This is a genomic window from Polynucleobacter sp. AM-26B4 (assembly GCF_018882285.1).
Lineage (GTDB): Bacteria > Pseudomonadota > Gammaproteobacteria > Burkholderiales > Burkholderiaceae > Polynucleobacter.
In genome coordinates this window covers 53,220-67,319 of record NZ_JACVOT010000001.1, presented here as the reverse complement: position 1 = coordinate 67,319, position 14,100 = coordinate 53,220, and the positions used below count along the sequence as shown (strand labels likewise).

Below are 14,100 nucleotides of genomic sequence, written 5' to 3'. Positions count from 1 at the left end.
CACTAATGGCTTTATCCTTAAGGTTATGAGCTATTACAGAATTTCACTCGGCGTCTTTTTCACCTCATTGTCTTTGCTGACAACGATGACGTTTGCCGGTCCAACAGAGGTCGCTGAGCTTGCAGAAATCGAAAAGATTCAAGCTAACCTTAATCTGCAAAAAGATTGGGCTAAATACCGCTTAGAGAAAAAACAGCATGATTGTTACGACAAATTTTTCACGACCCGTTGTCTTGAAAAAGCTCGTTTAGAACATCGTCAAGAAATCAAAGAAATACGTTCTCAAGAAATACCGATGCGTGAAAGAGAGCGAGTTCTCAAATCTATCATCAAAGATGAACAAGATGAGCAAAGAATCAAGGATCGCAATGATCCTGCCAAGGCAAAGAAGCGTGCTGATAACGTCAAAGATTACGAGCAAAAGCAATTAGACCAAGTCAAACGTGAAGAAGATCTTGTGAAGAAACGTGCTGATTCTGAAAAGCGTGCTCAAGAAAATAAAAAGGCCAACCCGCTCTGATGGCAAAGATTAAATCTGTTTACGTTTGTCAGGCTTGTGGAGGTCTATCAGCAAAATGGCAGGGCCAATGCCCTAACTGTGAAGCTTGGAATTCCATGGAAGAAACCGTGGAAGACAAGCCTTCAACTAATCGCTTTCAAAGCTTGGCTAAAGCTGCACCAAAACAAAAACTATCCGTCATAGAAGCCGAGGATTTACCGCGCATCAGCACGGGTGTTGATGAGTTTGATCGGGTATTGGGCGGTGGTTTAGTCACCGGCGGTGTTGCATTGATTGGTGGTGACCCAGGTATTGGTAAATCCACTTTGCTTTTGCAAGCACTTGCTGCAATGAGCGCACGAGGTGACTCCGTTCTTTATATCAGCGGTGAGGAATCTGGTGCGCAGATTGCTTTAAGAGCAAAGCGCTTGGGGATACAAGCCCCTGATTTAGAAGTGTTGGCAGAAATTCAGTTAGAGAAATTACTCGCCACCATTGAATCAGCAAGACCCACGGTGGTGGTTGTTGATTCGATACAAACCGTTTATTCAGAAGCTTTGAGTTCAGCGCCTGGTTCAGTGGCTCAGGTCAAAGAATGCGCAGCCCAACTGACTCGCTTAGCTAAAACAACTGGTGTGTGCATGATCATGGTGGGTCATGTGACCAAAGAAGGTAATTTGGCAGGCCCGAGAGTCTTAGAGCATATCGTTGACACAGTTTTGTATTTTGAAGGCGATACGCACTCATCCTTTAGGTTGGTTCGTGCCTTTAAAAACCGTTTTGGTGCTGTGAATGAATTAGGTGTTTTTGCCATGACCGATAAAGGTCTTAAAGGTGTGGCGAATCCATCAGCTTTGTTTTTGTCGCAGCATGATCAAATTGTTCCTGGTTCGTGTGTGTTGGTGACGCAAGAGGGTAGTCGACCATTGTTGGTTGAGATTCAAGCATTAGTAGATGCCGCTCATGTTCCAAATCCACGAAGATTGGCTTTGGGTTTAGAGCAACATCGTTTGGCCATGCTCTTGGCGGTTTTACATCGTCATGCTGGCATTGCTTGCTTTGATCAAGATGTTTTCTTGAATGCGGTGGGTGGTGTGAAAATCACTGAACCAGCAGCTGACTTAGCAGTTTTATTAGCGATCCAGTCATCCATGAAAAATAAAGCATTGCCCAAGAATTTAATTGTCTTTGGTGAGGTTGGGTTGGCAGGAGAAATCAGACCCTGCCCAAGAGGTCAGGAGCGCCTCAAAGAGGCTGCTAAATTAGGCTTTAAGCAAGCCATCGTTCCAAAGGCCAATGCCCCTAAAACAAACATCCCTGGATTAACTATTTTTGCTGTTGATCGAATTGATCAGGCCATTCAAGCCGCCAGAAATCTCGAATAACGAACTTATTCTTGTAAATTAAAGGTCTTCTGCTTGAATCAGTAAAACCTGATCATCACCGGCTGAAACTTCTAACCATGTCACTGGGATCTCAGGAAACGCATCGGAAAAGTTTTTAGCTTCATTGCCAATCTCAAGCACCAAAGCACCCTCAGGTTTTAAATAATCTTTAGCGTTCGCAATGATTTTTCGAACGATGTCCATGCCATCAGCTCCACCTGCCAAAGAAATTTCTGGTTCAGCATGATATTCAGCTGGAAGATTGGCCATGGAGGTTGCATTCACATACGGTGGATTGCAAATGATCAAATCAAATAAATTTTCTTCATTGGGTGAGGGCAGCGATTCAAATAAATCACCTTGGTGAATCTCAATTTGTTCACTGAGATTGTGGCGATCAATATTCTTAGCTGCTAATGACAATGCCTGCATGCTGATATCTGATCCGGACACTTCTACATCTGGGCAAGATAGAGCCATCAAAATCGCCAATGAACCATTGCCAGTACAAAGATCTAAAACTTTGGCGCTTGGAGGTAACCAAGGCTCCAAGTGACCATCCACAATTAATTCTGCAATGAATGAGCGCGGCACGATGCTGCGCTCATCACAATAAAATGGAATACCCATCAACCAGGCTTCACCCAAGATGTAGGCCAAAGGTTTGCGAGTTCTGATGCGCTCAAGTGCCCAGGCATCGATCTGAGCTAGAACGTCTAACGTGATTGGGGTATCGAGAGCTTCTGCAGCATCTTCGGGTGGAAAACCCAAGGCTGTAGAGATGATCCAAAGTGCTTCGCTTTGTGCATCAATCGCGCCATGACCGTAACTTAAGCCAGCAAGATCTAATTTCTCGGTCAGCTGTTGCCAACAAACTTCTAAAGTTAAATCAGTGCTCATATATGTGTTGAATAAGTTAAAGCTTTAGACAATTAACTTTTCTAAAACACCTTTGTAAATATTTTTAAGTGGCTCTATGTCTGCGAGCTCAACACGTTCGTTGATTTGATGGATGGTTGCATTGCGCGGTCCAAACTCAACTACTTGTGGACAGATCTTTGCAATGAAGCGAGCATCACTGGTGCCGCCAGTTGTAGAAAGCTCTGCCGTTACATTGGTTTCAGCCAGAATCGATGCTTGCATGGCTTTAGATAAGTCGCCTGGTTGCGTCAAAAATGGTTCGCCACTGAGATTCCATTCAATCGTGAAGTTCAGTTGATGCTTTTTCAGGATCGCCTCAAGTTTCTCTTTTAGTTTGTCCGCTGTATTTTCAGTTGAGAAACGGAAATTAAAATCAATTACCACCTCACCAGGAATCACATTGGTGGCGCCTGTTCCGGCATGGATGTTAGAAACTTGCCATGCAGTCGGTTGAAAATAAGCATTGCCTTGATCCCATGTCACTCCAGCAAGTTCAGCAAGAGCAGGGGCCATGAGGTGAATCGGATTTTTTGCTAAATGAGGATAGGCAATGTGACCTTGAACACCGATCACTTTTAACTTGCCAGACAAAGAACCCCGGCGACCATTTTTGATCGTGTCGCCTAATTGATCAACTGAGGTTGGCTCACCAACCACACAGTAATCAAGACGTTCACCGCGTTTCTTTAATTCATTACAAACAATCACAGTGCCATCATGCGCCGGACCTTCTTCATCGCTGGTCAACAAAAAGGCAATCGAGCCTTTGTGATCAGGGTGCTGTGCAATAAACTCTTCAGTCGCAACCACAAAAGCAGCCAATGAGGTCTTCATGTCCGCAGCACCGCGGCCATATAAAAAACCATCTTGCTGCGTTGGTTGAAATGGATTTGAAGACCATTTATCAAGCGGACCCGTTGGCACCACATCGGTATGACCAGCAAAACTCAACAGAGAACCTGATTTGCCCAGGCTGCCTCTTTTAACGGCCCATAGATTGGTCACTCTGAAGTGATCGGGACCGCTCATCATGGTTTCGCATTCAAAACCAATCGCTTTGAGTCGATCAGCAATCAGGTCTTGGCAGCCACCATCGGCAGGAGTTACTGAATTCTGAGAAATCAGTTGTTCTGTTAGTGCTAAGGTTGAGTTTGTAGTCACAGATAATCTTTAATGAGTTAGCTTAGTCTCTTAAGAGATCGTTAATGGCTGTTTTGGCTCTGGTTTGAGCATCTACCTTCTTAACGATGATGGCTGCATAGAGGCTGTATTTACCGCATGCTGATGGCAATGAGCCAGGAACAACCACTGAGCCAGCTGGTACGCGGCCATAGTGAACTTCCCCGGTTTCGCGATCATAAATCTTGGTACTCTGACCAATGTAAACGCCCATCGATAAAACAGCGTTTTCTTCAATCACAACGCCTTCAACCACTTCAGAACGTGCGCCAATGAAGCAGTTATCTTCAATGATCACTGGACCTGCTTGAACTGGCTCTAGAACGCCACCAATACCAACACCGCCTGAAAGGTGAACATTCTTACCAATTTGGGCACATGAACCGACTGTGGCCCATGTATCAACCATTGAGCCCTCATCCACATAAGCACCAATATTGACGTATGAAGGCATTAAAACCACATTTTTGCCAATAAATGAACCGCGACGAGCCGTTGCAGGTGGAACTACACGGAAGCCGCCTTTGGCAAAGTCTTCAGCTGTGTAATTCGCAAATTTAGTTGGAACTTTGTCGTAAAACTGTGGAAAGCCATTGGTGCCACTAGCTGACATAACCTGGTTGTCTTCTAGGCGGAAAGAGATCAAAACAGCCTTTTTAACCCATTGATTCACATTCCACTTACCCACAGACTGACGCTCAGCAACGCGAATAGAGCCGTCATTTAAGCCTGCTAATACGGTAGCCACTGCCTCGCGAACCTCTTTTGGGGCTGCTGAAGGTGATAGGCTGGCACGATCTTCCCAGGCTTGATCAATGATGTTCTGTAGCGTTGCCATAAACTCTTTTTCCTTTAAAAATAACAAGTAATAAGCCTAGATTATATCTGTCGACTTCAGGAAGTGCTCTTTCTATCCCTACCTTGGTATCATCACAATGATTCCATTAAAAGAAGTTAGCCGTGCGACTTAAATCTATCAAACTTTCAGGGTTCAAATCCTTCGTAGACCCCACTCATTTCGAGCTTCCAGGCCAATTAATTGGCGTTGTGGGCCCCAACGGTTGTGGTAAATCCAACATCATTGACGCTGTGCGTTGGGTTCTGGGCGAATCCCGGGCCAGCGAACTGCGTGGCGAATCCATGCAGGACGTTATTTTTAATGGCTCTGGTCAAAGAAAACCGGCTGGTCGATCAAGTGTTGAGCTGATTTTTGATAACACCGATGGTCGTGCTGCTGGCCAATGGAGCACTTTTGCTGAATTGTCAGTCAAGCGTGTTTTGACCCGAGATGGAGCTTCTAGCTACTACATCAACAATCAGACAGTCAGACGTAAAGATATTCATGACATGTTTATGGGCACTGGTTTAGGTCCTCGCGCTTACGCGATCATCGGCCAGGGCATGATTTCTAGAATCATTGAAGCCAAGCCAGAAGAGTTGCGTATTTTCTTGGAAGAGGCTGCTGGTGTGTCTAAGTACAAAGAGCGTCGCAAAGAAACTGAATCTCGTTTGGAAGACACCAGAGAAAACTTGACGCGTGTAGAAGATATCTTGCGTGAGTTAACGCAAAACCTTACCAAGCTAGAAGGTCAAGCTCAAGTTGCCGAAAAATACAAAGACCTGAATACTCAGATGACACAGCAACAACAATTGTTGTGGTTGGTTCGACAGACTGAGGCCGGTAAAGAGCAAGAGCGTCACGCGAATGCGATCAGAGATGCTCAAGTTCAACTAGAAGAACAAACAGCCAAGTTGCGTCATGCAGAGGCTGAATTAGAAGAATTAAGAAGCTCTCATTACGCATCGCAAGATTTGGTATCAACCGCTCAAGGTGAGCTTTATGAAGTGAATGCTGAAGTGGGTAAGCTTGAGAATGAGATTCGTTACGTTCAAGAATCACGCGCGCGCCTCCAGCAACAGATTTCAGATTTACAAGCGCAGTTATCTCGTTGGTCTTCACAAGAAGTCGCCGCTGCCGATGCCTTACGTCAAACCAATATTGATTTAGAGGCTGCTCGCGAAAATGAAGAGCGTTTCCTAGAGGCTCTTCACCAAGTTCAAGAGAAGTTACCAGCACACGAAGTAACTTATTTAGAAACACAAAAAGCTTTGGATCAAGCTCGTGAAGCTGTGTCTTCAACTGATCAGCGTTTAGCAAGTTTGGCTGAAAGAGTTTTGGCTGCTGGTCGTCAATTAGATCAACTGCATCAACGTCAAGAGCGCTTACAGGCTGATTTATCAAGTTTGGTCAAGCCTGATGCTGAAGCTCTAAGTCTGGCCACTGATCGCCAAACCATGGCTCAGCGCAAGGCTGATGAAGCACAAGAAGTTTCTGAAGCGGCCAATGTGAGCGTTCCAGAAGCTGATGCGACAAGACAAAAGGCTCAGCAGGCACTGCAAGAATCTTCTGCAGCATTGAGTCAAACGCAGGCTCGCTTGAGTGCTTTGCAAGCTTTACAAGAAAAAGTTCAAGCCCAAGCCAAGGTTGGTCCATGGCTAGAGCAAAAGGGTCTCAATAAAAAACAACGTTTATGGCAAGATTTGCAAGTTGAAAAGGGATGGGAAACCGCTCTTGAAGCTGTCTTGCGCGAGCGTGTCACCGCTTTACAAGCAAGTGATTTGAATGAGGCTGTTCGTCTCGCACAAGATGCGCCGCCATCTCGTTTGGCTTTCTATTCTGGTAACGGTGTTTCTAATTCAGATTCAAGCATTAATGGTTTGACCAGTTTGATGAGCCGTGTTCAGGTCAAAGACTCAGGCATCAAAGCTGTGATCCAAGAGTGGTTGGGCAATGTATATATTGCAGATAGCTTAGATGATGCGATGCGTCGTCGTGAACAACTACCTCAAGGTGGTGTTCTTTTGGTTAAAGAGGGCCATATTGTTAGTCGCGTGAGTTTGCAGTTGTATGCTGAGGATTCAGAGCAGGCTGGTTTATTGGCACGTGGCCAAGAAATTGAAAACTTAGATTTGCAATTAAAAGCTCAGCAATTGATTCTTGATGAAGCACAGAGTGAAGCTAACAGAGCGCAGTCTGCTTATCATCAAGCTCATCAGCTAGCGCAGCAAGCTCGCCAATCGGCTGAGCAAGCGGTGAGAGAAGCTCACAACTTAGAAGTTGAGCGTTTGCAACTGGCTCAGGCTGATGAAAAATACAGAAGCAGAGCAGAGCAAATCAATCTTGAACTTAATGAGCTCACTCAGCAATCTACTGAACTTCAGTCGATCAGAGATGAGGGTCAGGGCGAGTTAGATCGTGTTCAAGATGAAAAAGGTGTGCACGGTGATAGTTTGACGACTGCACAAGATGCTTATCAAGCAGCACAACATGCTCTTGAGCAAGCCCGTGAAGCCTTGCGTTTGTCTGAGCGTGAAGCCAGTGAAGCATCTTTCAATACAAGAACCTTGGTTCAAAGAATCAGTGATCTGACGCGTGATCAACAATCTGCACAACAACAAGTGGGCGACATCCAAGTGAGCTTGGGTAATTCTCAAGAAGAGTTGCATGGTTTGTCTGATGAGGCTGCCCAAGACGCATTGCAAAACTTATTGATTCAAAGAAGTGCACGTGAAGCGGCATTGGCGAATGCCAGAACAGAAATGGATGCCATTTCCCATCGTTTGCGTGAAGGTGATGAAGGTCGCTTGACGATTGAGCGCAGTTTGCAACCTTTGCGTGATAAAGCGATGGAGCTTCAGCTCAAAGAGCAGGCTGCTCGTTTGAACGTTGAGCAATTTGCAACCATGCTGATGGATGCAGAAGCCAATGTTGAAGAATTACAAGCGCGCTTAACGTCTGATATGAAAGTCAGCACTTTGCAGTCTGAAGTGAACAAGCTTAACCAAGAAATTCAAGGTTTGGGTCCTGTGAACATGGCGGCTCTTGAAGAGTTGGCCAGTGCGCAAGAGCGTAAGACATTCTTGGATGCTCAGTCAGCTGACTTGAATGAAGCGATCAATACATTGACAGACGCTATTTCAAAAATTGATGCTGAAACTCGTGAATTATTGCAAGGCACCTTTGATCAGGTGAACGAACACTTTGCAAAACTATTCCCAGACTTATTTGGTGGTGGTAACGCCAAATTGGTGATGACTGGTGAAGAGATTTTGGACTCTGGTGTTCAAGTGATGGCTCAACCACCAGGCAAGAAGAACTCAACCATTCATTTGTTGTCAGGAGGCGAAAAAGCTTTGACAGCGATTGCTTTGGTCTTCTCATTGTTCCAATTGAACCCAGCACCGTTCTGTTTGCTTGACGAGGTTGATGCGCCATTAGATGATGCGAACACAGGTCGTTATGCAGACATGGTTGCAAGAATGTCTAAAAATACTCAATTCGTATTTATTTCTCACAACAAGATCACCATGGAAATCGCTAGCCAATTGATTGGTGTCACGATGCAAGAGCAGGGTGTTTCTAGAATTGTTGCTGTTGACTTAGAGGCTGCGGCAACGATGGTGGAGGCTGCTTAATGGTTTGGTTCACTGAACTTGCCACATCCTTAGGGTTGTCGGATCTTCAGTTATCCCTGGGACTGATTGGTTTCAGCTTATTGGTCCTGGTCATGATTTATAACGCGATGCGTATACGCAAGCTTGATAAGAATGAATCAATGGATGAGTCTAGCGAGTCCTCTGAACCAAGCTTTTCAGCAGTCGACGCAGCGCTGAATAAATCTGAGCCAAGTCTTGGTGGTGTTGCAAGCCCAGCGTTTGCTCAGCCTATATTGGCAAAAATTGATCCACTGATTGATTGTGTTGCCACATTGCGCTTGCCAGAGCCAATCACTGGCCAAGAAATTTTGAGTCAGTTGTCTGACTGGCCGAAAAATACCCAATTTACTTGGATGCATGAAGGTTTGAGTACCGATGGTGTTTGGCAATCAATCACCCCAGAGCAAAGCTTCACAGAACTTCAATTGGCCATTCAGTTAGCCAATAGATCTGGCCCGATTGGCATGGTGGATTTATCAGACTTTGTCTCAAAAGCTCAGTTGCTATCCAACGCCTTAGATGCCGAGTTAGATTTAGCCCCACACAACGACATCATTGAGTCTGCTAAGACCTTGGATGAGTTTGCAGCAAGGTGTGACATTCAGTTAGGTATCACGGTTGTTCCTAAAGATGGTTTATGGAGCTTGATGACAATTCAGAATGTTGCAAACAAAGCAGGATTCTTGTTATCACGCGATGGTCGTGAATATCAGCGCGTTGTTTCAGACATGGTCATCTACAAGCTGATCGCTGATCAAGCCAATTTCTTGCGCGATGATTTAAGTCAGTCAAATGTTCAATATGTGACATTACTGTTAAACCTACCTCACGTATCTCATGAGATGACACCATTTCAATTCATGCTTGATGATGCAAAACTATTGGCTGAAGCACTCAATGGGCATTTGGTAGATGATGCTGGGAGGCCATTGGTAGATGAAGCTATCCATGCCATCAAGGAACAGCTTGAAGAGATTTATCAGGCGATGATGGTTCAGGGTATTCCTGCAGGTTCTGCTGCTGCAAGCAGACTCTATTCCTAGGTTCTTATGGCTGATTCGGCCCGATATGCCTGGCTGAAAGACGAGTTGGCAAGCTTAGATCATGCCTACTACGTTCTTGATGACCCAAAACTTCCTGATGTTGAATACGACAAGCTCTATCGCGAGTTATTGTCGATCGAGCAGGAGCATCCTGATTGGATAACTTCTGATTCACCATCACAGCGAGTGAGTGGGCAAGCAAGCGATCTTTTTTCTGAAGTCAAACATGTGGTTCCGATGCTTTCATTGAATAATGCATTGGAAGACAAAGAGGCTGAGGCTTTTGATAAGCGTTGTCGTGAGGGATTAAATTTAAGTGCTATTGAATATGCTGCTGAACTGAAATTTGATGGTTTGGCGATATCTTTGCGTTATGAAAATGGTCTTTTGACGCAAGCTGCCACGCGCGGTGATGGCTACAGTGGTGAAGATGTCACGGCCAACATCCGAACAATCAAAGCGATTCCTCTAAAGCTAAAAGGTAATGCACATCCAAAAGTTTTGGATGTGAGAGGCGAAGTTTTCATGAGCCATAAAGACTTTGAGAGTTTGAATCAAGCGGCTATTAATAAATCTGAGAAAACATTCGCTAATCCAAGAAATGCTGCGGCCGGAAGTCTGCGTCAATTAGATCCTAGAATCACAGCCCAACGTACCTTGTCTTTTTATGCCTACGGCATCGGTCAATGTGAGCCATCAAGCTTTTTACCTAAAACACATTCTGAATTATTAGATCTCTATGCATCTTGGGGTTTGCCTGTTTGCGAACATCGCGCAGTCGTGCAATCAATTGATGGCTTGATGGGGTTTTACCAATCGATTGGTGCTTTGCGTGATCAATTGCCTTATGACATTGACGGAGTGGTTTACAAAGTTAACTCAAGAGAACTGCAAGAGGATTTAGGTTTTGTTTCAAGAGCTCCTAGATTTGCAGTGGCTCACAAATACCCAGCCCAAGAGGCTCTGACCACTGTCTTGGGTATTGATGTCCAAGTGGGCCGAACTGGGGCCATCACACCAGTAGCCAGACTTTCACCGGTGGTGGTTGGCGGTGTGACTGTGACCAATGCTACTTTGCATAATGAAGATGAGGTTCGTCGCAAAGATGTTCACATTGGCGATACCGTGGTGGTTCGTCGAGCAGGTGATGTGATCCCTGAAGTTGTTTCAGCCATCAAGGAGAAGCGCCCATCTTCAGCAATCGCTTTTGTGATGCCCACATCTTGCCCGATTTGTGGCTCTCATATAGAGAAACCAGAAGAAGAAGCTGTTGCAAGATGCAGTGGTGGTTTGTTTTGTCCTGCCCAGCGTAAACAAGCGCTTTTACACTTTGCTCATCGCAGAGCCATGGACATTGATGGCCTAGGTGAAAAAATCGTTGATCAGTTGGTCGATCAATCCATTGTGAGAACGCCTGCTGATTTATATCGTTTAGGATTGATGTCTTTGGCTAATTTAGATCGAATGGGTGAAAAGTCTGCTGAGAACTTGCTACAGGCAATTGAAAAATCCAGAAAAAATACTTTGGCCAGATTTATTTTTGCTCTAGGTATACGTCACGTCGGTGAGAGCACAGCCAAAGATTTAGCTAAACATTTTGGGCAGATTGATAAGCTCATGGTGGCCAATGAAGAAGAATTGCTTCAGGTCAATGATGTCGGTCCCGTAGTCGCAAAATCATTGCTCAGTTTCTTTAGTGAATCTCATAATAGAGAGGTTGTTGAGCAATTATTGGCATCTGGCATTGAGCTTGAGGTAGAAACCTCAACGATCAACCCAGAATTGCTTGGTAAAACATTTGTTTTGACCGGAACATTACCCACCATGTCGCGTGATGAAGCAAAAGCTCTGTTAGAAAAGGCTGGAGCAAAAGTGGCAGGATCCGTGTCTGCCAAAACACATTATGTGGTTGCTGGTGCTGATGCTGGAAGCAAGCTTGAGAAAGCTCAAGAGTTAGGTGTCGCTGTGATTGATGAAGCTCAGATGATGCAACTTTTACAGCTTTAGTGAATTAAACTGCTAAAGCGTCCAAGATCTCTGTTTCAAGTTGGACTTGTATTTTTGAATCTTTGGATAGGTTATGACCATCCAATAAAAATACGTCCTCGATGCGCTCACCCAGTGTGTTGATTCTGGCGGTGTGAAGCGAAATATGGTGCTCAGCCAAAATTTTGGCTATGGCGTAAAGGAGCCCAGTTCTGTCATTGGCAGATACGGATAAGACATAGTATTGACCGCGCTCATCAGCCCTGAGGCTCACGCGAGGTTGAATGGGGAAGCTTCTTGATTGTCTTGATAGGCGACCCTTGCTAGGATTTGGCAGTGGAGCGCTTTGTTGAAGCATCGCAGCCAAGTCATGCTCAACCAGTTGAATGATGTCTCGATAGTGACCGCCTTCACGCAACATATTCGTCCCAGAAATTTGGAAGGTATCTAAAGCATAGCCATGCTGTGTTGTATGAATCTTGGCATCTAAAATTGAAAAACCTTGTTGATCAAAGTAGGCGCAAATCCTAGCAAATAGATCCACTTGATCCTTCACATAGACTCCAACCTGTAAACCTTCACCAATTTGCGATAGGCGAGCTCTAACAATTGGCTCAGGGTGGTTCACGCGGCCATGCAAATGTTTGGTGAGCCAGGCGATATCACTGGGCTCATGTCTTAAAAAGAAAGAGATATCTAATTGCTTCCAGAGATTCTCATGAGCATCTGCTTGAAGACCAAACAGGCGAAGCATTTGTTTGGCTTCTGACTGATTTTGCTCTAACTCAGAGCTGAGATCGTGTTGCTCGCCACCTAAAATTCTCAAGGTAAGCTTGTACAAGTCTTCTAGCAATTTGCCTTTCCAGGCATTCCAAACTTTAGGACTTGTTCCTCTGACATCAGCAACAGTTAATAAGTAAAGTGCTGTTAATCGTCTCTCAGTTTTTACTTTTTTGGCAAAAGCTTTGATGACATCTGGGTCGCTGATATCTTGTTTTTGTGCCACTTGACTCATGGTCAAGTGTTCAGCAACCAACCATACCAATATATCAGTGTCTTCTTTATTCAAGCCATGTTGTTTTGCAAATAAGCGCGCATCTTTTTTACCAAGGTCCGAGTGGTCGCCACCACGGCCCTTGGCTATGTCATGGAACAAAGCAGCTAGGATCAAAAGCCATGGCTTGTCATATTTGGCTGCAAGCTGACTGCAGAATGGGAATTCATGTGTGTGCTCCACAATCCAAAAGCGTCGCACATTGCGAAGTACCATCAAGATGTGTTGATCGACTGTGTACACATGAAACAAATCATGTTGCATCTGTCCGACGATTTTTCTAAAGGCAGGTAGATAACGACCCAAGACACTGGTTTGGTTCATCAAGCGGAATGCATTTGTCACGCCGCGAGGTTGGCGCACAATCTCCATGAAATATTCTCGGTTTTCTGCTTGCTTGCGCCATTCAGCATTCATAAGATTTCTGGCGTTATACAAACCTCTGAGTATTTGAGCTGAAAATCCTTTAACACCAGGTGTTTTTGTGTAAAGCAAAAATGCCCGTAAAATTTGATTGGGATGCTTTTCAAATAAGTTTGGATCCAAGATGTCGAGCAATCCTTGCTTCTCAACAAAATGCTCCGATACTGGTCTGGTGATTCTCGATTCTTTAGGGAAAAGAATCGCCTCAATATTTTGTATCAGAATTTCATTGAGTTGGGTCACCGCTTTCGCAGCCCAGTAATACTGCTTCATGATCTTTTCGCTGGCACGTGTGCCATTCTCTGAAGTCAAACCAAATGATTCAGCCAACTGAGTTTGTAGATCAAACACCAAAACATCTTGACGTCTCTTAGCAACCAAGTGCAATTGAGTGCGCAAGGTTTGTAATAGTTTTAGATTTTTATTGATTTCTAATGATTCACGCTTGGTCAAAAGACCTTTTTTATGTAAATCGGAAAAGCTATTTCCCAGCTTGGCAGCTTTGGTCATCCAGAGAATCACTTGTAAATCTCTTAATCCACCGGGGCTCTCTTTGCAGTTGGGTTCTAAGGAATAGGGTGTGTCGTTGTATTTGTGATGTCGCTGACGCAGTTCTGATAACTTCGCTTGATAAAACGCCTTGGCATCCATCGCTGCATCAAATTGCACCAAGAATCGACGGTAGAGTTTTTTATCCCCGCCCACAAGACGAGACTCAAGAAGTGCAGTTCTAACTGTGATGTCTGCTGCGGCTTCTTGCAAACACTCTTCGATATTACGAACTGATGAACCAATCTCAATGCCCAGATCCCAGCAGCGAGTAATGAAGCTTTCTACTCTTGGAGTAGCGATAGCCAGTTCATCAGCACTGAGCTTTTCCGAGAGAAGTACGAGTATGTCAACATCAGAGTATGGGTATTGCTCAGCGCGCCCAAATCCACCCACGGCCACAAGAGCTGCATAGTCGTCTAAACCATTTTCTTGCCAGGCCAACATTAATTGCTGATCGATTAGCTGGCAGATGTCCTTGGTTAACTTATGGACGTTTAAATCCTTTTTGAACTCTTCAAAGCGAGCCTCGCGACGAGTTTTAAGAGTTGCAAGGGTGTCCAT

General features: G+C 44.8%; 9 protein-coding genes. 5 read left to right on the top strand and 4 right to left on the bottom strand.

Annotated elements, in window-relative coordinates; all coding sequences use genetic code 11:
- Positions 1-25 precede the first annotated feature (25 nt).
- Both ICE88_RS00330 and radA read left to right on the top strand, forming a co-directional pair.
- Positions 26-520, top strand: coding sequence for a hypothetical protein (locus tag ICE88_RS00330; RefSeq protein ID WP_216248295.1), 495 nt, complete (start codon positions 26-28; stop codon positions 518-520).
- Positions 520-1,884 (top strand): DNA repair protein RadA, encoded by a 1,365-nt coding sequence (gene radA, locus ICE88_RS00325; protein WP_089516619.1) that lies wholly within the window; start codon positions 520-522, stop codon positions 1,882-1,884. Before ICE88_RS00330 ends, radA begins: the two co-directional genes overlap by 1 nt.
- Positions 1,885-1,902: 18 nt before the next feature.
- On the opposite strand, the gene prmB is transcribed toward radA, so the two are convergent.
- From prmB to dapD, 3 genes are read right to left on the bottom strand one after another with little or no spacing between them, the layout of a single operon-like run.
- Entirely contained in the window at positions 1,903-2,784 is an 882-nt protein-coding gene (prmB, locus tag ICE88_RS00320; protein ID WP_216248293.1) for a 50S ribosomal protein L3 N(5)-glutamine methyltransferase, read from the bottom strand.
- A 24-nt stretch (positions 2,785-2,808) separates the two neighbouring features.
- On the bottom strand, positions 2,809-3,966 hold the full coding sequence (gene dapE, locus ICE88_RS00315; protein WP_216248291.1) for a succinyl-diaminopimelate desuccinylase: 1,158 nt from the start codon (positions 3,964-3,966) through the stop codon (positions 2,809-2,811).
- A 22-nt stretch (positions 3,967-3,988) separates the two neighbouring features.
- Positions 3,989-4,822: a 2,3,4,5-tetrahydropyridine-2,6-dicarboxylate N-succinyltransferase gene (gene dapD, locus ICE88_RS00310; RefSeq protein ID WP_216248289.1), complete on the bottom strand. Its 834-nt coding sequence runs from the start codon at positions 4,820-4,822 to the stop codon at positions 3,989-3,991.
- 122 nt (positions 4,823-4,944) lie between these two features.
- Here dapD and smc point away from each other — a divergent pair, with 122 nt between their 5' ends.
- From smc to ligA, 3 genes are read left to right on the top strand one after another with little or no spacing between them, the layout of a single operon-like run.
- Positions 4,945-8,460 (top strand): chromosome segregation protein SMC, encoded by a 3,516-nt coding sequence (gene smc / locus ICE88_RS00305; protein ID WP_216248287.1) that lies wholly within the window; start codon positions 4,945-4,947, stop codon positions 8,458-8,460.
- A complete protein-coding gene (locus ICE88_RS00300; protein WP_216248285.1) occupies positions 8,460-9,524 on the top strand; it encodes a cell division protein ZipA C-terminal FtsZ-binding domain-containing protein in 1,065 nt (354 codons plus the stop codon). The genes smc and ICE88_RS00300 overlap by 1 nt, the downstream gene beginning before the upstream one ends.
- Before the next feature lie 6 nt (positions 9,525-9,530).
- Positions 9,531-11,531, top strand: a complete 2,001-nt coding sequence (gene ligA, locus ICE88_RS00295) for an NAD-dependent DNA ligase LigA (protein WP_216248284.1) — start codon at positions 9,531-9,533, stop codon at positions 11,529-11,531.
- A 4-nt stretch (positions 11,532-11,535) separates the two neighbouring features.
- Here the strand turns inward: ligA and ICE88_RS00290 are convergent, their stop codons facing one another.
- Positions 11,536-14,100 (bottom strand): [protein-PII] uridylyltransferase, encoded by a 2,565-nt coding sequence (locus ICE88_RS00290; RefSeq protein ID WP_216248282.1) that lies wholly within the window; start codon positions 14,098-14,100, stop codon positions 11,536-11,538.

Bases quoted from the DNA above. Each gene is read 5' to 3' on its own strand.
- ICE88_RS00330 (WP_216248295.1), top strand. From the start codon at position 26: ATGAGCTATTACAGAATTTCACTCGGCGTCTTTTTCACCTCATTGTCT.
- radA (WP_089516619.1), top strand. From the start codon at position 520: ATGGCAAAGATTAAATCTGTTTACGTTTGTCAGGCTTGTGGAGGTCTA.
- prmB (WP_216248293.1), bottom strand. From the start codon at position 2,784: ATGAGCACTGATTTAACTTTAGAAGTTTGTTGGCAACAGCTGACCGAG.
- dapD (WP_216248289.1), bottom strand. From the start codon at position 4,822: ATGGCAACGCTACAGAACATCATTGATCAAGCCTGGGAAGATCGTGCC.
- ICE88_RS00300 (WP_216248285.1), top strand. From the start codon at position 8,460: ATGGTTTGGTTCACTGAACTTGCCACATCCTTAGGGTTGTCGGATCTT.
- ligA (WP_216248284.1), top strand. From the start codon at position 9,531: ATGGCTGATTCGGCCCGATATGCCTGGCTGAAAGACGAGTTGGCAAGC.
- ICE88_RS00290 (WP_216248282.1), bottom strand. From the start codon at position 14,100: ATGGACACCCTTGCAACTCTTAAAACTCGTCGCGAGGCTCGCTTTGAA.